The organism is Catenovulum sediminis (assembly GCF_007289895.1).
GTDB classification, from domain to species: domain Bacteria; phylum Pseudomonadota; class Gammaproteobacteria; order Enterobacterales; family Alteromonadaceae; genus Catenovulum; species Catenovulum sediminis.
The window spans coordinates 342,407-360,417 of record NZ_CP041661.1; the positions used below are offsets into that span (position 1 = coordinate 342,407).

Sequence of the window (18,011 nt, forward strand, 5' to 3'; positions counted from 1 at the left end):
ATAACGAAAACCACCGATACAACTACAGCAAAAGAGCGCTGTAGTTGTATTTAAAAAATTATTGGACAGGTGTAAGTAACAAGCTTTGCCAGCGGCCTCTGGCGTAGGCAGTCCCATCGCCTTCGGGTATTTTACCATTGGTCACTGCGTTAGCAGCAATCGTAAGCACATCTCCCGCTTTTAATTCGGTTTTACCAATCTGGAGCTGCACTAATTTAAAAGCTTTATGTGTTTCAGGGTTAGTCACGGTTGCGATTAATTCATCGTTGACAAACACTTGATAACTCGACTCGCCATCTTCTTCAGTGATGGTGTTTAGCGTAAGTAAATACTCACCACCGATAAAATTTGAATCTAACTTTTTGGTTGCCCGAATAAAGCGATCGCGTAATTTAGGATTGCCTGCGTTAATTGCAAAAACCTGTCTATATTCATCATAGTAAAATGAATAATCTGAATCTGAAGGCGTTGTAAAATGCTCATGAGCGATAAATTCAACAGCGCTAGGCTGCTCTGTCGATTGGCTTAATAGCGTTGTTTTCGAACAAGCTAAAACAAACAAAGTCATGGATAAAATTAAAATAGTTTTCATATAAATATGCAGATAACTGCCTGTAATGAATCGATAAAAAGCATTATGACATCTATGTATTATACGAATCAATTTTACTTTAAATTGTTTTCAATTAACCATAATTGACGATTTACGCAGAGCATTCCAACCTCAATTACTCACGACAACGAGTACGAGTACAATAATGCCTTAAATAACTGACATCACTTTGATGTACTTTTCCGTCGCCGTTGAAATCAAAAGCTTCGCGATGAAGTGAAGGATTTCTCAGCATTCGCACAAAATGGCTGATGTCTTTACGATCTACATCTTGGTCACCATCAAAATCACCTAACACACCATAAACTGAATCTAACGGTAAATCATCAAACGCATCCGCAACGCCATCATTATCGTCATCTGTATCGATTGTATTTGCAATGCCATCTGCATCTGAGTCTAATTCAATCTCAATTGGAAAGGTACTGACTTTATAGACATTCCCATCGGTCGATTTAAAGCGTGCAAATAAGAAATAAAAGTGCCCCTCGGGTAACTCAGATGTAGGAGTTACGTCAGAAAGAGGGATAGAAACAACTGTGTCAGCAACTTCCTGACCAATAATACTGGGCTCGGTCACGATAATGTCATTAACAGATGTCCAGCTTGGGGTTAGCTGCCTCAACATCAGAGTCACCCCATTTAGGTCGGCAGCAATTGCGTTATAGCTGCCGGCATGAATATTTAAAGAAACATCTAAATGCTGATGGGTTAAATAGGTTGTATTGGTATACTCGTCAGAGTTATTAAACTGGATATTAGCAGCTTCTAGTGGCGTAACCGCATCATACTGATTAACAAAACGCCAAGCGCTGGCGGCATCGGGCGCAAACGGCTCTGCGCCTGCTTGAGGTTTCGCTTTTTCTAACTCAGCTATGCCATTTTCAAGCGTCACACGCGATTTTCTTTCATTCCCCCCGGGAAAATTTCAAACCAATCGGAATTGTTCAAATCTTGTGTTTTCAAAAACCAGAAAGGCAACTCAGCTTTTCCTGCATAGTTGTATTTTTGTTCAAGTAGAACTTGCCCAGGATTTGGCTTGTTGAGGTCAGCTAATGTATAACCTTTTGCAACTTCTAAATACAATCCCGTTTTTACATTTTTTATTTGATAAAAGTACGGATATTGATAATCAACTTGCCAAAGATCTGAGTCGTCCGACAGCACAGTGTCACTGACACCAACAGCATTCGGCTCAGTTTGAGCATATAATAACTTGCCTTGTTTATTTACAATTCTAAACACATCACTGTCTGTCCCTAATAAAGAAACGGGTGTTTGCGCAACAATATTACGCTGCACTTGAGATTCTGGGTAACCCTGAATATCGATAGAATCATCACCTTGCTCAACATAGATTGCAAAATCGCCATGCAGATTCTCAGATAATCCTATGTTGTTTTTAAAGACGATATTTTTAGCCGGTAGTTCGTATGGTAAGTCACCGCTATTTCCGTGGTAATGCGTAAAATCGATTGTTTTTGAAGAAGGGTTTTCAGCGCGTGCCTGACTAAAGTCATTGCCGGTGATTGTTACATTGCTCGGTGAATAAGAAGAAATAAGCCAATGATATGTCCCTATAAAAGGTAAGCGCTCAATGAACCTACGGGGCTAGCTTTCTTTATTTTCGGCTTTAAAATTCCATGGCAGGAGCCTTTCTAACTTTTCAACCGTATCTGCGTATGGTAAGGCTTTGAATACCGCATTTAAATAGTGATACGGCTCAAGTCCATTAAGCTTAGCCGTTTCTATCAAGCTATAGTGTATTCCACTCGCATGCGCACCAGCGGGACTATCTGCAAATAACCAAGCTTTTCTGCCAACAGCAAACGGGCGGATCGCATTTTCTGCTAGGATATTGCTGATATTTAATCGGCCATCTTTACAGTAAACCGTTAATTTGTCCCATTGGTTGTGTAAGTAAGTCATTGCTGTGCCCGTTAAACTGTCTTTGACTACTTTGGGGCGCTGCACGTCTAACCACTTTTTCAACTTGTTCAGAACAGGCACGCTTTGCGCTTGACGCGCTTGGTATTTCCCATCAGCACTCAATGATTTTATATTACGCTCTATCACATACAACTTGTTGATATAGCTGAGTGCCATATCCGCTTTACTGACTTTGGTCTTTTTACTTTTCGGTTGCACGATCTGAGCTTCTTTAAATTTACGCCTTGCATGATCCCAACACCCTAATGAGGTCAGTTTATATTCTTTGCAGACCGCATTATATCCAGCATATCCATCAGATTGCAGGTAACCTCCCGTGAATCCATCCAGCAGGCGCAAGGGTACCTCCTGACTACGCGAAGGATCATATTCAAACAGCACTGATTGTCGATTAGGCTCTCCGCCTAGAGTGACCCACATGTATTTATCACCCGTTGGGGAAGCGCCTGGTTCTTTGAGTACCTGAATGCGAGTTTCATCCGCCATTATCAGTGGGCCGTTATGTTGATACTCACGGAGTAAATGAATAAGTGGTTGAACTTGCCTTGCCAACGCGATAACCCAATTCGCTAAGGTCGCCCTTGAGATATCACCACCATAACGGCGGATGATATTTTCTAAACGATACAGTGGCATACCATCCGCGTATTTCGACACAATCACGTAGGTCATTAAGTTCACACTGCCCATCGCTTTGGCTACAGGGTGTAATGTGACTTCAGCGGCTTTGATAATGCGCTTGTCTTGTTCATCTTTAAACACGGCTTTTTCTTGCATGTATTCCAGCACACGCACTTGAGCAGGGATGATGTCTAGCTCTTCTCGGACTTTTACAAAGAAGGTATCAATGGCACCGGCTTTGTCTTTTTCAGATAAATAAGCGAATACTTGTTCGCGTGGTAATTTATCAGAGAAAGGTTTACGCCCTGTTTTGGTTTTTGAAGCGGTATCAGGTAAAAGCAGTTCTTCTTGCTCTGGCTCTGCGGTGATTTCAGCTTCGTTAAACAAGTTACCTTGCTCAGCTGTGGTTTGTTCACTGCTAGACCCAAAACGTTTTTGGTTAGCAAGGTTGAGGTATTCTTCTAACAAAGCGATACGCTGTTGTTGCCAAGCAATCACTTCTGATTTTTTGTCGATAATGTCGTCTTTTTCAGACAGCAAGGCTGCCATCTCAGTCGTAGTTTCGACAGATGTAGAAGCTTGATTTGATTGAGCTTTGGGCGACATTTTCATGGCGGGTATTATAGCAAAGTGAGCGTCAAAAAGCCCTAAAAAACAGCCTCATAATGAAGTTTTTTATGGCCTTGCATAGCACTAATATCATAGCCATCGAGTAACCAATTTATCTGCTGTCCGGTTAAAGTTATCATCTCTTCATTGTTGCGTGGCCACTGGAATTTTTCTTCGGCTAAACTCTTGTAATAGAGCACGAAACCGTTGTTTTCCCAAAAGAGGCACTTTATTTTATTACGCTGGCGATTGGTGAAGGCGTATAAGTGACCTTCAAATGGATTGTGGCCAAGCTCACATTCAATAATGGCAGATAACCCGCGAAAGGATTTTCTAAAATCAACGGGCTGACAATAAAGGTAGACTTGTGTCAGTGAGATGTTGGGGCGCATCACTTGGTTCATGACAACACCTGGGCCAACTGTTTAACCAGCTCAAGGTTTTGGTGTGTAATACCACTGACCTTGAGGCCGTTATTCAGATGAACGCTCAGTGGTTGACTGGTTGTATAGCTTTCCATGACTTGGACACGAGCAAATCCGTTGGTCACGGAATTAACATGGCTGGGTAAGTTAGCCAATTTATGCTTATGATAGCTTAAGCCGTTTTGACATAAATTATGCTGACGACAATAAGCCGCTTGAGTAAGCCCTGATGCTTGCCATTGTTCGATATGTGTTTGCCAGTATTCTTGTTTAGCGGTGAGCATGTTATTTCCTCGCGTGAATGATGAGGAAATTATGCGGCTCTGAGATCTCGAAAGTAAGAACGTTAGTTCATTAGGCGCTTACTATAAAAGTGTTATTTTCAATACGAATATTGTACGAAGGCTGCGCTTCCCGTTCCATATAAATAGTTCTTGCCGGCTTTGCGTGTTCGAAAATATTATTATTGATAATGATATCGTGCGAAAACTCTTCAATGTGAATCATATCAACATCTTTGCGATAGCCAATAATATGATTGTTTCTAACAATTAAGTTTTTACCTTTTGAAGATAGCCCAATCCCTGTACCGTCTAATAAACTGTTTCTAATGATGGTCCAATTATGATCCCAAACAACCGGATACTCATCGTTTCCAGCATCAAAAGACACGGCTCTCACGTCGTAATTAACCTGCTCTAAATCCGGCTTAAAGTAACAATTTTCCATAATCATACGCGGGTGTCCGTTGCTGCGATCCCGTCTATTTAAATAAAACCCACCGCGAGAAAAATTAATAAATGAGGTATGTAAAAACTCGATTCCGGCACCATTCCCTCCAAATGCTTGAGTTCTACCGCCGTTAAAAACGACGTTATAAACTTTTAAATTACGATAAAAACCGGTTTGCTGGCCCGAATTATAAGAAGAATGCCTAACTCTCATTAAGTTGGTCGAGGTAGTCGCAGCGTTAAACTGAATGTGCTGTACCGTAGCATCATTGGTGAACAAGTTAATATGCAACAAGTTATCAAACTGAGTTGTTACCTGATGGGCGCCGGCTGTCATTTGCTGTGGCAAGGTATTGATTTTACCACTTAGGGTAATGGGCTTTTGAATAGCAAAGCCCAAGTTGTCAAAATCGTACGAGTCACTGTTAAAAACAATAGTATCACCCGGATTCGCATTGGCGACCGCATGATTAATATTGGATATAAGTTTCCAGCCGCTTGCATAAGCGTACTTTTGATCAAAATCAATAACTTGCGCGGTAAGCTTTCCAGTAAACAAGATACAAAAGCAAGTTAGCAGTGTCAGTATATTTATTTGTGTTATTCGTTTCATGCAGTCACCTAATGTATTGTAAAGTAGTTTGTTGATTTAGTACTTACCCCTTATTCGTAACCAACCACACAAACGACACATTTTTTTAACTAAAAACTCAATTTAATTAGATATTTAAAACATTTATTTATAAGACTGACAGGCAGGGGAAAGCGAGAAATACAGCTTGTATTTCTCGCTTATTTTATGTATCGAAAATGCTTTTATTCGGGAATGAGATCAGCTGGGATATCGGCAATTTTATCGTCAGCGCCCGCTGCAAAGTTGCTGATATGATAACTGTTTGCTTTAGACCAGTCGGCTTCTGCACGGCCGTCGCCTAGCACAATATTGCCTAGTTTTTGCCTAAACCAAGCTGCTAAAGCTTTGTATTCAGGGTCATAAGCGACATTGTTCCTTTCGAGCGGGTCTTTTTCTAAATCATACAAAGACATTTCAACTTTTTCCGCTGGCGCATTCAAAGCCCATTTTAAGTTTTTACCTAACTGATGCGCTTTAACCAATCCATTAAATGGACGGGTGCGCATAGAAAAGCGGAATCTTTTAGTATGTAAGTACGCTCTGGGGCCTGCTATCACATTGATTTCACCCAAAATGTAATCACGTTTTGGCAAATTTTCGTTGTATACATCAAATAAGTTCAAGCCATCTAAGTAGCTGAATTTCTCTTGATATACGTCTGCCCCTGCTGCAGATAAAATGGTTGGCGCAAAATCAACAAACTCAACTAAATCTCGGTAGACGCCACCAGACGGGACAACCGATTTATCTGAAGAAACAACCAATACCGCGTTAGCAACCGATTGTTTCCATGGTCCAAACTTAGCTTCCATACCTTGTTCACCCAAATGCCAGCTATGATCTCCAATTGCAAAAACAATTAAATATTCCTGACCATTTTCAATACTGTATTTTTTAAATGCTTCTACCGCATCGCCAATCAGCGCGTCACCATATGCAGTAAATGCATAATAATCGCGAATAGCTTGTTGTTTTTGCTCATACGTCATTGCATCGATTTTGCCTGCATTGTAAATACGACGAAGCTGCTCAGGCAATTTAGCCAGTTCTGACTTTTCGAATTTCGGAATGTCATACACCTTGTCTTTAAAACGACCTCTAAATGATTTTGGCGGCAATACTGGGGTATGCGGCAAGTGGAATCCAAGATTTAAAAATTGTGGTAAGCGGGTATCTGCGCCTTTTGCGGTTTTGCCCCAAGATGTTTTAAACTCTTGATTGGCGTTTTCTAAATAATTTTTAAATTCTTTTACAATGTACGCATCAACCGTTTCGCCTGCCGGTTTTGGATTTTCACCGCCTAAAATAAGGCTGGTATTGGCGCGCGTATAAGCGCGCAGCAATCCAAACTCTTGGTTAACACTTTCTATTTCCGCTAAATCCTGCTGCGTAAGTTCAGCATTATGGCGACTGATAAAATACTGTTTTTTCTCGCCGTTGGGGTATAACACGGTTTCAACTGCGCCTTGTTTAGGATTCTGTTCATTGCTCCAGTCATAAAGCGTTTTAGTAAATAAATCGCCGATACCATTTTTTTGCAGATCGTGTTTAAAGTGCACTTGATAATCGTATAGGTTGGCGTCGTGAAACCCCTGACCCGGGCCCCACTTAAATATGTAGCTGTCTTCTTTGCCAAAAGTTGCTGTTTGATAACCATAGTCGCGTATCGACTGAGAAACGGTTGGTTTGACAAAATCTGGGTTTTGGTGCGTCAGTTCAAACGCATAATGGCCGTTTCTAAACGGATAACGACCCGACAACATAGAGCCACGCGAAGGCCCACAGACGGGCGCTTGGTTAAACGCTTGGGTAAAAAATACACCTTCTTCAGCTAATTTATCGATATTGGGTGATTCAACATACCCGAGCGGGCTTTCAGCTTGGCCATAAACCAGTTTGTTATAATAACTAACCGAATCGGGCCTTTGATCATCTGTGATGATCCATAAAATATTGGGTTTAGATTTAAAGGTAGGGGTAGCCGCTTTAGGTTCAAAAACCTTGTTAACCTCGGTGGAGGGCTGATGGTTTTCAGAGGTACTGCAACCCGCTAAAGCAAGCGGTATGAGGCAACTAACCAGTAAATTTCGGCTCGAAAATAAACTTAACTTCATCGTTATTTCTCTTCTTTTATTTATTCACATATCCTTATCCGTAAAATGAAGCAGAATTGACACATTTAATTGTTTACTTTTTACAATGAATTTAAAAACTCGAGAATCAAACCTAAACTTTACTCACTGCTAATTTTAGATAATTCAAAATTATCAAAATGCGCAATTGCGCCGGCATTCATTTGTATATTCAATTCAAACGCTTGGTTTTCTGGTATTTCATGCGCAGGAATGATAACCCTAACGCGGACTAATCCTTCACCATCCACCCAGTATTTTCCGCGTTCAAAACCAAAGTTTCGCCACTTAGGTTTAAAATGCGAGTTTCCGGTATTAGGAATATGATTGAGTGACACTTTTCCTTGTATCACTTTTAAATCATACGCAAATAAATAATCTGTATTTTTCTCTAACCTGGGCTGAGTAAATGCATTAGATGTAAATTTTATTTGCATTTCGCCTGTGGTGGTATTGGCGTACAAGCCATAGTTGCCGTCAATTGCCGCGTCTTTTGTGACTTGTAAAATCGCAAAATTTTCACGGTCGATTTGTCGCTCTATATTAAATCCAGCACTCAGTTTTCCGCTTTCAAACCCACTTACTGCGGGCTGTATTAGGTTTTTCGCAGGCTTAAGCTCGACCAGTTTAACATTGTCTAAATACCATTCTTCGTTCGGTGTCCAGAATGCAATTTCGACAAAAGTGTGGGTTGTGGGCCAGTCTGCACCATCAATAATTTTTTCATAGTGCTGCCATTGGTTATCTCGTGGCATTCTAAACCAAGGGCCATGCGCAGTGGCTTGAAAATCAGAATTATAGCTATTGGTAAAACGGGTAAAGCCATCGGCTGATTCGGCATTTTTAGAAACTCGTTTGATATCAAAGCTGATCTTGTATTGTTTGTGTTTTTTAACAAACCCGGCAGGTAGAGATTTATGGTCTATTAACAAAAATACAGGGCCTGCATTCATGGTATTAATGTGTAGGCCGTAATTTCCAGATTTTGCTGCTTCAGCTTTCACGCTGGCAAAACCTAGGCTTTTTGCATCTATCAGCCAATCGGTTAAATCTCCGGTTTCAAAACCGCTGTTCAGTCCTTTTAATATTTGAAGCTGGTGGCTGTGATCCTGTTCTGTATTCGACGTTTGTTCAGCATCTTTTTCTGATTTTTTATCCGTCGTATTATTTTCTGCTTTATTTTCCGTTTTATTTGTCGCGTTATTGGCTGAAAAAGGCAAACCGACACCTGACGATTGCTGAGTTTGATCCTCTGCTATTGGTAATAATTGAGTTGAATGAGCGGTTATTTTAAACGAATAAGGCAAGTCGATTTGACGATAAATAGGGGTTAAATCAAGGTACTTGTCCGCATCTGATGCGGTGATATTCGCCGCCAAACTGGTGATAATATATTCATCATTTTGAGTCCGCACAATGAAATCGTCAGATTTAGCTGGCAGCTTAACTTCCAGCTGTCCCTGCACGAGTTTAATGTCATTTTTGTCTTTAATATGCAGATGCACCGGCGCATTAGCCTTCAAAATAACACCGTTTTTAAAGGTTATTTCAGCCTTACCTTCTAATAACTGAAACGGGCCGGCAGCAAGTGTAAAGAGCTCTTTATCAGCGGTTTTAGTCATACGGGCGGATGGCCCATAATGCACAGTCGCCAATTCAGTGTTCGATTGATCAAATGCGAAAAACAGCAAAATACAAACTAAAATACTCGCTGCTATTGGCAATCCGTTATACCAAAAATGTTTTGTCACTTGGCGCGCAGCGACTGATTTAAACTGGGGTTTATTTTCAGCAACCGCTTTATCTTGCTGGTTTATCCGGGCCATCACACTGGATGTAAACGCTTCTGTATCTGTTTGATTTAGTTTAATTTTTAACAGCTTATGTATCAGAAAATGACGGGCAGCGCGCTTTTTAAACTGCGGATCGTGCTGCAGCGCTTGCTGAAACTCGGCTGGATTGGTTTTATCGGCAATATAACGCGCTATCAAATCGTCTTGATGTTTGTTCATGCCGTACTCTCTTTTAGGCGTTTATCTATACAATTTCGCAGTTTTTCACGAATTCGATGCAGCCGCATCGTCATTGCTGAATGTTTAACTTGGTGCAGTTTCGTGAGCTCGTCTACGGAGTAACCTTCGCTATAATGCTGAATAATCAGTTGATGATATTTACCATCTACTTTTTGCAAACACTGCTCTAAAGCATCCAGCATGGTATTTTCATCATTGTTTTTAAGTTCGTGTTCTATTTCATCAATCAGAATTTCTTCAAAGTCACTGATATCCAGATTTACTTGCGTGTTCAATTTTCGGTAATAATCTTTGAGCTGATTAAGTGCGATACCTTTTAACCAAGGCCGAATAGGGCGATTAATATCAAACTCTTTTAGCTTTCTGTGCGCAATAATAAAAGCTTCCTGAGCTAAATCATCAGCATCGCTTACCAGCTTCATGCGTATTGCGAGAAACGCCCGAACATCACTTGCGTATCTTCTGATAATTTCAGCAAAAGCACTGTCATCGCCACACTGAGCCAAAGTGATAATTTTTCTGTCATCGTCAAATTTCAAACACCCACCCCAGTCGACAATTTGAGAAATATGCTCAGTTTGTTTACACCTATATCTATATATATTGTTAAGTACGGCGAAAATTGACACATTTATTTTCAATTATTCACCGACTGCATCTAATTTGTGTATAGCTTTTAACTACGCGGGAGCGACGAGTTGATGGTGATTGGAGGGAAATTAGTGGTCGTAAAATTTAGATACATCTGCTGTGCTTGAACCGCATAGTACCCATATTCGTAAACGTCCGTCATGCTACGCTAAATCAGTCAGCTTCGTTTTTGCTGAATACGCTCTGCTTATCAACCATTTTTTGAATACCAACACAGTGAAAATGAAAATACAAGACACCACCGACAACACCCAATAACCCCCTCGCATATACCCCGTCAAGAAGGAATATATATTTCCCTATAAATAACGAAAGTAATAAGCTTAACAAACCGATAAAAGGCCAAATGGTTTTAAATGCTTTGAAATAATAGTCTTTATAAACAGATTTTTTATTTATGATATTTGGAACATCCAATTGCTTGTACGACAAGTAAAATTTCATTTTGACCTCTAAAATTAATCCGCTTTTGAATAGTTCAAAATATACACGCGCCGACTATAACGCCAACACCTCCTAATATAGGGCCTCCAATCAAAATTAAACCTGCCCCAAGGTACAGTTTTTGAATTTAATTCGGGTTTAACATTCCCTTAACCCGATTTTTTCACTTACATTTTGGTGTAGATATTCCAGCAGTGAAACTCAACTGAATCGAATTTATGCTCGAACATCAGCTTCCTGTAGCGCCAAACCTGCTGAAGCAGAACTTCGATGCCACGGGCTCTAACCATATATGTAAAAACTGATGACAATTTTTTAAGATCGATATCGGGTTGTTCTGGTAATGATGTTTTTAAAAATACTACAGTAGATGTAGGTCAAGCTTCAGCTTGTTTCAAGAGCTTTTCGAAAGGAAATGAAAGTTGGGATATTGTCATAGATAATGGGTATCTCTTTTTCGAATATTATTTGTATGATCGCCCTGAATATAAATAATTAGCGGTCGAGACGCCCAAGAATAGCAATCGGGGACAGCTCCTAATTAAAAAGTTGTGAATGCCCTCAGAAGGCCCTTCACTGTAGCGTACTTTTTCTCGTGATTTTTTTGGATACCGGGTGTGGTTCCAGACGCATAATACTTTTGGCGAGACGTTACTTAGCGTTGTTAGAACATTTCGGCAATACATTTGGGCATTAAAATAAGTCGTCTTCTTCACTGGTTTCTGTTGACGATCGCACATGAAGCGTTTCCCACATTTCGTTTTGGTGAAGCCATATTGGGTCAGCATTTTTCTCTATCCATTCATTACTGTCAACGCCATCAATTTTTGCCGGACGCTTAACCTTAACTTGCTTTCCGTTCATGAAAACCCACATATATTTCTTTTGTCGCTCTATCTTTGCTGCTTTTCTAGCTTTAATCTTTGCCATACTTGTTTCTACGTTCTAGAGCCAAAACCAAGGGGCTTATCCTTATTTATTAGGTATTTACATGGCTCACAATAACATATTGACCCGGAGAAACGATAATGGGTTCAGGGAAACCTTTACCCAAAACTTTTCTTCCTTCATTATTTTCACCAGACTGGTTACTGAAACCGATATTGACTACTTTTTCGAAGTGAGCATATGATGCCCACACTACTGTATTGACATATTTTATAGAGCCATCCACTTCTCGATTAAGTGACCTGTAAAAGGTTGAACTCACGAAACCTTCTTGTTCGCTAAAATAGGATACATATTCATCACGAATTTGCTCAGCAATCACTTCCATCCCTCTCGGGACAGTAATAGTATTTATTACACTTACTTGATCCATGAGCGGCCTCCAAAAAAGATGCATAATGCTTTAGTATTCGTGCACACGTAGTTTGTGAGAATTATTTGTTCAACGGGCAAACGGGGCAGTTGTCTGGTTTGATTTAAGCCAATTTAATCATTATTTGCAACTTTATTTTCGATATGCGCAGCAAGGCTTTCCTCGAATCAACGAGCGAATGATTTATAGTGATTTTATTGCCTTAAAAATTTCACCTAACCCATCTTTAAACCCATGCCAGTTAAAACTCTGCTTATAGCAGACCCTGTTTGACCATTTGTTTTATCTTTTTCCTTCTAAAACTAGCTTTCCTTTTGTTGATAACTGATATTTTTGAGTTGGGCTACGGGGCGAATCAGGCTCAGTCATTTCAACCAAACTTTGCTGTAATGCGGGCTGAAGATAATTTTGTAAAAATGTTGGCCGATGCTTTATCTTGAGTGTTGAAAGTAAAGCTTTGGTATTTAGAGGCTGTTCAACTAATGCGATCATTAACCGTTCTACTTGTTCGGTTACTTGTTCGGTTACTTGTTCGGTTACTTGTTCTTCAGCTTTACTTTTCACAGTAAACCCAGCGTGGATTGGTAGTTTAATCAAAAAATAACTACGTTCATCATCACTTTCAAATTCGGGCTTGGGAGAACCATTAGCCTTCATTACCCGCAATATCTTAGGTACACCAGTAGACCTGCCTTCCGTTAAATCCAGCTCCTTTAAAAATTCACCAATGCGACGATTGCGATAACGTCGGCTTACTGCTTTTCCAGCCTGTAAATCACTTAAACGAATTGACCTGTCTGGTCCTGGAAAACTTAACACCATCAAATATTCGCCATCAATTCGAATTTCAATGGGTTCACGAATTTCATACGAGCGATGATAAACCGCATTTACCACGGCTTCTTCAACCGCTGCTAATGGAAAATTCCAAAATCGCTCAGCTTCTGGCCTAGTCGGTTTTTTAACCACTGCTTCTTTTAGATAGTTTCGGTTAATATAATCTAACGTGTTACGGGTAATACGTCCTAGCGACCCTGTGAAAATTTTTTCTTCAAAACGATCGCCGCCAGCCCCATCTGGGAAATAAACAACATCAATTTGCGTGGCAGGAAAAAATTGCTCTGGTCTCTCATTGAAAAACAATAATCCAACATTTTTTGGAAATGCCATTTCGGATGGACCACCAACCACATTCATCCGGCGACCGAGCGCTTCAGTATCTAAATCATGAGCTTCGGTACTCAATTCGCTTTGAATATCAACTAAGAATTCGCGCATTAGATAAGGTGACAAATCATCCAGTTTAGCGGTTTGACGATAACGATCATCAAATGGCACGGTTGCAGCTAATGTCATAAGCTCTCGTTCATCATTCCCTGTTGCTTTAACCGTGCTGGTATGTTTACGCAAATAATAAGCCCAATCAGCCTTTTTACTTAAACAGGTTTTCGCTTTATATGGCCGAGATTCACCACCCGGAGCCCATAAAACCAATATTGTTTTGCCTTGTATTTCATAGCTAGCTGTAAGCGGGTGATAATTTGGCGCGATTGCCGAGTGACCAAGGTTTAAAAGCTCTTTTTGAATGGCATCGATTTGCTCAGGTAATAACCCAACTGGTGCATCGTTGGCTGACACTAGCGGCTGACCATTTTGCTCGGCGACACCAATCACCACATAACCGCCACCCAGATTATGAAAATCATTCGCAAACGCACAAATAGTATGCAGAATAGACTCAGGGTTCCAACCGGATTTATATTCAATGCGCTCACTCTCAACAGTTCGAAGAGTAAGTAGATCATCAATATTAACGGGGAGCTTTGTGGTTAAGTCGTTCATTATTCACCTTAGTTCAGTTTATTTGAGCTGCCGATGTGAATTTTTCTTCACGAGCATATTGCAGCCCACCAATAACAATATAATGCTGAGATGGGTCTGAAGTATGGCGACTTTCATCGCAATAGACATTATATGTTGTCATTAGATTCTCCAACACTTTTCATCAACGAAGCAAATTGATCTCGATCTTGCTTTAGTCGCTCAATTATCTGTTTTGCAGCGGTTTGCATTTCTGGAACCTCAACTGGGGATGCGCCCCTCTCAAAAACTCCAGAAAGGTGAGAATACTCATTGTTAATCCTGTCTGTTAAGATTGCAGGAATACTATCTTCACCAAAAAATATACTTAGGGTCTCTGGCGTCATGCCTTGATCGGGATATCGGTAATAGAGGTAAATCTCGAAAAATTTTCTCGCATTGTTGGCAAAATTATAAAAGGTTACGTAGTTGGTATCATCGATAGCATCAAGAGAAGCACATTTATGGATCTGATGAAACAGGTAGTTAAACTCAGTCACATATTCTTTTAAGTACGATGGCATAACCTGTAAGGTGGATTTTTTATCCTGTCTAACCACAACAAAGTAAGCTTTCTGACATTTTTTCTTGTCGCCTTCAGCAATAAGGTAATTGTCTTTCAGCCTCTTCAGATACTTCAAAAAATCAAGTTTGTGTGTTGAAACAAATAGTTGTGCAAATTTTCCCTTCTCGACCACTTCTGCATTTAACAAGCTATAAATAAAGAAAATATGATTACCGTCAAGCGACGAGATAGGATCATCAATCCAGATAATCGGTTTTGAATCTTTGGTTGCAACATCATCTAGCTTGGCCAAAAAGTAACAAAATGCTAGCAAGCTGCATTCACCTTCACTAAGGTGATAAGCTTTCTTTCCGTCACGAAGTACTTCAAACCGAATACGTTTAGCGTCTTGCGTTGGGCCTTCATCTTTTTTAGCCTCCAACGTTAAGAACTGATGCCCGAAAAAATTATTCAGATATTCATTTACCTTTTTAGCTCCTTTTTCTTCATCATTCAGTTCACGTTTCTTAGCCGCAACTTGTGCTTGTTTTTCGGTAATATTCTTATTGATAGTCGTCTGCGCTTGTTGAGCCTCATCCCTCTTTTGCTTTAAGGTTTCAATTGATTTGAGCTGTGTTTGGTAGTCAATCGTAAGTAAATAATCAGCGACCTCTTTCAATCGCAAGTCGGCTTTAGCCTTGGTTTGTTCACCGGCTAATGAACTGCTAAATAACTCTGATTGAGCGCACAGGTCACTATATTCCTGCCAGATTTGCGCTAGTTTAGCAGTGCAATCAGCGGGGCTCTCATAGTCTTTAGCGTTTAAAATATCACCTTTACGCGCCTTCAGTTGCGCGGTTAGATTACCTAAAGCAAGCTGATAATCCTTGGTTGCAGCTTTTAATCTGCAATCCAATGAGATTAGTTGTGAGTGAAACTTGGAATAAAAAACAGATTGATCAATGGTGAGTGCGGATTGAACTGTTATGTTTTCGGTTTCTATCTTAGTAAGTAATGCATTGATCGCCTTTTCTAATAACTCAGATTCTTCATCAAAGTGCTTATCAAGCTCAGCCCATCGCTCAGCAGAAATTTCATTGTCGCAAAATGCGCATTTTTCATGCTTGTTTCGGTGGTGAGTACGACCTTCATTGACCCAGCGGTTAAGTACTGCATCTTTAACTAACGCCTGAATTTTGTCAGACTCACTGATCGGCTTAGATACCAGCACTTCAACTTGTTGTGCCAAGCTCAAAAAACTTAGCTGAGGTGAAGAAAATCTAGGTATTGCAGGCAAAACCTTTTCATCAATCAGCTTTTCGTGATCGCTCACTTGCTCTGATGTTAACTGCTGAAAATCAGGGCTACTTACAGTTGTGATATCGGCCTTTAATTTGGTAATGGTGTAGTTTTGGTCACCAAAACGCTCAGGCTTGTATTTAATGCCGATGTCTTTGCTGGTCGCTTTCTCCCCCAATTGTTTTTCTAGACGAACATTCGATTGCTTATGAGCGGTAACGGCATTGTTGTATACAACTGCGGCCTGCTTTTTGTCGGCAAACAAACCGGTTTCTTGCCCTTCAATACTAGAACCGAGTTCTGCCTCAAGAGCTTTAATCTCTTTTTCGATCTTATTATTGTCGTCCCCCAAAATGGCAAATGGCTCAATGCTGTCGTCAGGATTAGTGATAAACCGAAGGTTATCTCTAATAAAGTCTTCATTGAAAACACGAACATTCTTGTCGTGGGTGGGTAAGGTCGCGAGTGTCACATCCGTGTTATCAGTAAATTTTAGCTGAAACGAGGGAGTGCCATATTTATCTGATAAAGAGCGTGTCTCTAAAGCACGAGCAATACGCGACAGTGTAGTCTTACCGGAATAGTTACGCCCATAGATGATGTTGATATCAACAAAGTTCTGAACAGCACCCCCTTTGTTTTTAACCTCACTATCCCAATTAAAATCATCGAACACACCAAGCTTTTTAATGTGTTGAATTTTCTTTAGCATGGTAAACCTCCTTGTGGGGCATATTTTTTCCAGAGGTTTTCATGGTGGTCAGTAAGTGCTGCCGAATAGTCTTTCACTTCCGTTTGAGATGAAGTTAAAGCATTAGGGGAAATAAGGCTCACATCACCGTCTTTTTCAAACCAAATAGATTGGCCTTCTTCCAATGCAAAGCACTTTTCCAAGCCAATCAGCACCTGGTAATGAAAGGCCAGGGCGGTTGTTAACGCGGCATTTGTTGTTTGACCACCACTCATACTCCCTCCTTAGAGCTCGCCTTTAAAGGCTGAATCGAGAATTGATGCTTTTAGTTGGTTCAGAGAGGTCATTTCTGCTGTCACCTCAGCTTCCAAATTGCGGCTTTTATCGACTAACTGCCCGACTTTATCAACAATATCATGCTGAATAGCTTTACTTGGAACAGGGATTAGGTACTTTTCCAACGCTTTTTTATTTACCCCAGACTGACCAGCGGCTCGTTGGGAAATGCCAATAACATAGTTCTGTATTGACGGTGACTGCAGGAACCAAAATAGATAATCCTTCGTCAAAAGCTCCTCATTAGGTACGGCTTTCATCAAAGCAACGTTATAAGCGCCATCAAGCCCTCTCAATATCTGAAATACTGGTGGTCCATAGCGTCCAATCATCACATCATCTTTCGTACAGAATTTCTTCGTTGATGCGCTATCGACATAAACAATATGATTATCAGTCTTATAATCACGAATCTGAATTAAGCGAACATAGCCTTCTTTCTGAACATCAGAAAACTGTGATTTTGGCGGCTGAGAGCCACCTATGAAATCAACCACCTCCGTTAGTGGCACGGAATCACAATCCGACAGTTTGAAAAATTCATCTAATACGCTGTCGAACAGTTGTTTAGATAGATCGAGCTTGCTTTGCAAATGCTCGATGGCGGTGTCGATGCGGGAGAGCAGTGCATCGAGTTTTTCGACGATGCGTTGTTGCTCCAGCAAGCTTGGAAGAGGAATGTCCAATTCTTCAACCATTGCTTTAGTAAGGGCCTGTCTAGTCGCACCGCCAGCGCCTTGCCAAAGCAGTTGTGCCTTAAACTTAGGATTTACGATCAAATAGTTCAGGAATTTACTATCGACATACTCCGTTGGTCTAATAATTGCGACATGCTGATTTACACGTGCAGGCAAGAACTCATTAGGAACAATACAGCATCTTGCAATTGATGCCCCTGTAATATTGAGTAGTACGTCTCCACTCTCCACGACTACATTTTTGAGGCCATTAGCTTGCTCATCATCAATAAACGCAAGCTTTTTCTCTTTAAAGAAACAGTCGTGAACATTTAGGCTTCTAATTAGCGAAATACCGCTAGATTTATAAGCTTTTTCGCCTCCCTTCGGAGTTGCCCCACTTCCAATCTTGGTTGTGAGATCTTTCAACTTGTGCCACTCCCACCCATCCGGTAGTTTATATAAAACCTGCTCCATGC

At 40.5% G+C, this 18,011-nt stretch carries 18 protein-coding genes; all 18 read right to left on the reverse strand.

The genetic code is table 11. The annotated features are described in order from the left end of the window. Nucleotides 1-58: 58 nt before the first annotated feature. The 18 genes from FNT16_RS18825 to FNT16_RS18910 all read right to left on the reverse strand — a co-directional run bounded on the left by FNT16_RS18825 (nt 59) and on the right by FNT16_RS18910 (nt 18,009). Nucleotides 59-592, reverse strand: coding sequence for a hypothetical protein (locus tag FNT16_RS18825; protein WP_143873428.1), 534 nt, complete (start codon nt 590-592; stop codon nt 59-61). Nucleotides 593-728: 136 nt separating this feature from the next. Next, nucleotides 729-1,508: a dockerin type I domain-containing protein gene (locus tag FNT16_RS18830; RefSeq protein WP_143873429.1), complete on the reverse strand. Its 780-nt coding sequence runs from the start codon at nt 1,506-1,508 to the stop codon at nt 729-731. Beyond that, nucleotides 1,505-1,915, reverse strand: a complete 411-nt coding sequence (locus FNT16_RS18835) for an RICIN domain-containing protein (protein WP_143873431.1) — start codon at nt 1,913-1,915, stop codon at nt 1,505-1,507. The genes FNT16_RS18830 and FNT16_RS18835 overlap by 4 nt, the downstream gene beginning before the upstream one ends. A 309-nt stretch (nt 1,916-2,224) precedes the next feature. Further along, the gene (gene tnpC / locus FNT16_RS18840) at nt 2,225-3,796 is read right to left on the reverse strand and encodes an IS66 family transposase (protein ID WP_143869684.1); all 1,572 of its coding nucleotides are present in this window, start codon (nt 3,794-3,796) and stop codon (nt 2,225-2,227) included. Nucleotides 3,797-3,831: 35 nt separating this feature from the next. Then, a complete protein-coding gene (gene tnpB, locus FNT16_RS18845) occupies nt 3,832-4,197 on the reverse strand; it encodes an IS66 family insertion sequence element accessory protein TnpB (RefSeq protein WP_143869685.1) in 366 nt (121 codons plus the stop codon). Then, the gene (gene tnpA, locus FNT16_RS18850) at nt 4,194-4,502 is read right to left on the reverse strand and encodes an IS66 family insertion sequence element accessory protein TnpA (protein WP_143869686.1); all 309 of its coding nucleotides are present in this window, start codon (nt 4,500-4,502) and stop codon (nt 4,194-4,196) included. The genes tnpB and tnpA overlap by 4 nt, the downstream gene beginning before the upstream one ends. A gap of 70 nt (nt 4,503-4,572) precedes the next feature. Next, nucleotides 4,573-5,562 carry a hypothetical protein gene (locus FNT16_RS18855; protein ID WP_143873433.1) on the reverse strand — a complete coding sequence of 330 codons (990 nt, stop codon included), beginning with the start codon at nt 5,560-5,562 and terminating at the stop codon, nt 4,573-4,575. 203 nt (nt 5,563-5,765) lie between these two features. Then, entirely contained in the window at nt 5,766-7,697 is a 1,932-nt protein-coding gene (locus FNT16_RS18860; protein ID WP_143873435.1) for a sulfatase-like hydrolase/transferase, read from the reverse strand. A 119-nt stretch (nt 7,698-7,816) separates the two neighbouring features. Continuing rightward, nucleotides 7,817-9,727, reverse strand: coding sequence for a hypothetical protein (locus FNT16_RS18865; RefSeq protein ID WP_143873436.1), 1,911 nt, complete (start codon nt 9,725-9,727; stop codon nt 7,817-7,819). After that, nucleotides 9,724-10,287, reverse strand: a complete 564-nt coding sequence (locus tag FNT16_RS18870; protein WP_185976811.1) for an RNA polymerase sigma factor — start codon at nt 10,285-10,287, stop codon at nt 9,724-9,726. Before FNT16_RS18870 ends, FNT16_RS18865 begins: the two co-directional genes overlap by 4 nt. 265 nt (nt 10,288-10,552) lie before the next feature. After that, a complete protein-coding gene (locus tag FNT16_RS18875) occupies nt 10,553-10,843 on the reverse strand; it encodes a hypothetical protein (protein WP_143873440.1) in 291 nt (96 codons plus the stop codon). A gap of 693 nt (nt 10,844-11,536) precedes the next feature. After that, a complete protein-coding gene (locus FNT16_RS18880; RefSeq protein ID WP_143873442.1) occupies nt 11,537-11,773 on the reverse strand; it encodes a hypothetical protein in 237 nt (78 codons plus the stop codon). A gap of 49 nt (nt 11,774-11,822) precedes the next feature. Continuing rightward, on the reverse strand, nt 11,823-12,164 hold the full coding sequence (locus FNT16_RS18885; RefSeq protein ID WP_143873444.1) for an antibiotic biosynthesis monooxygenase family protein: 342 nt from the start codon (nt 12,162-12,164) through the stop codon (nt 11,823-11,825). 282 nt (nt 12,165-12,446) lie between these two features. Further along, complete coding sequence (locus FNT16_RS18890) at nt 12,447-14,006, reverse strand: Fic family protein (protein ID WP_143873446.1); 1,560 nt, start codon at nt 14,004-14,006, stop codon at nt 12,447-12,449. Between the two features lie 13 nt (nt 14,007-14,019). Continuing rightward, nucleotides 14,020-14,148: a DUF3800 domain-containing protein gene (locus tag FNT16_RS20575; protein ID WP_221935106.1), complete on the reverse strand. Its 129-nt coding sequence runs from the start codon at nt 14,146-14,148 to the stop codon at nt 14,020-14,022. Next, a complete protein-coding gene (locus FNT16_RS18900; RefSeq protein WP_143873448.1) occupies nt 14,135-16,540 on the reverse strand; it encodes an AAA family ATPase in 2,406 nt (801 codons plus the stop codon). The genes FNT16_RS20575 and FNT16_RS18900 overlap by 14 nt, the downstream gene beginning before the upstream one ends. After that, nucleotides 16,534-16,794, reverse strand: a complete 261-nt coding sequence (locus tag FNT16_RS18905; protein WP_246072586.1) for a hypothetical protein — start codon at nt 16,792-16,794, stop codon at nt 16,534-16,536. Before FNT16_RS18905 ends, FNT16_RS18900 begins: the two co-directional genes overlap by 7 nt. A gap of 9 nt (nt 16,795-16,803) precedes the next feature. Then, nucleotides 16,804-18,009, reverse strand: coding sequence for a restriction endonuclease subunit S (locus FNT16_RS18910; protein ID WP_143873450.1), 1,206 nt, complete (start codon nt 18,007-18,009; stop codon nt 16,804-16,806). Between the last annotated feature and the right edge of the window lie 2 nt (nt 18,010-18,011).

Coding starts and splice junctions, on each gene's coding strand:
- tnpC (WP_143869684.1), bottom strand. CDS start 3,796: ATGAAAATGTCGCCCAAAGCTCAATCAAATCAAGCTTCTACATCTGTC.
- FNT16_RS18825 (WP_143873428.1), bottom strand. CDS start 592: ATGAAAACTATTTTAATTTTATCCATGACTTTGTTTGTTTTAGCTTGT.
- FNT16_RS18890 (WP_143873446.1), bottom strand. CDS start 14,006: ATGAACGACTTAACCACAAAGCTCCCCGTTAATATTGATGATCTACTT.
- FNT16_RS18910 (WP_143873450.1), bottom strand. CDS start 18,009: ATGGAGCAGGTTTTATATAAACTACCGGATGGGTGGGAGTGGCACAAG.
- tnpA (WP_143869686.1), bottom strand. CDS start 4,502: ATGCTCACCGCTAAACAAGAATACTGGCAAACACATATCGAACAATGG.
- FNT16_RS18880 (WP_143873442.1), bottom strand. CDS start 11,773: ATGGCAAAGATTAAAGCTAGAAAAGCAGCAAAGATAGAGCGACAAAAG.
- FNT16_RS18865 (WP_143873436.1), bottom strand. CDS start 9,727: ATGAACAAACATCAAGACGATTTGATAGCGCGTTATATTGCCGATAAA.
- FNT16_RS18860 (WP_143873435.1), bottom strand. CDS start 7,697: ATGAAGTTAAGTTTATTTTCGAGCCGAAATTTACTGGTTAGTTGCCTC.
- FNT16_RS18885 (WP_143873444.1), bottom strand. CDS start 12,164: ATGGATCAAGTAAGTGTAATAAATACTATTACTGTCCCGAGAGGGATG.
- FNT16_RS18855 (WP_143873433.1), bottom strand. CDS start 5,562: ATGAAACGAATAACACAAATAAATATACTGACACTGCTAACTTGCTTT.
- FNT16_RS20575 (WP_221935106.1), bottom strand. CDS start 14,148: ATGACAACATATAATGTCTATTGCGATGAAAGTCGCCATACTTCAGAC.
- FNT16_RS18905 (WP_246072586.1), bottom strand. CDS start 16,794: ATGAGTGGTGGTCAAACAACAAATGCCGCGTTAACAACCGCCCTGGCC.
- FNT16_RS18875 (WP_143873440.1), bottom strand. CDS start 10,843: ATGAAATTTTACTTGTCGTACAAGCAATTGGATGTTCCAAATATCATA.
- tnpB (WP_143869685.1), bottom strand. CDS start 4,197: ATGAACCAAGTGATGCGCCCCAACATCTCACTGACACAAGTCTACCTT.
- FNT16_RS18900 (WP_143873448.1), bottom strand. CDS start 16,540: ATGCTAAAGAAAATTCAACACATTAAAAAGCTTGGTGTGTTCGATGAT.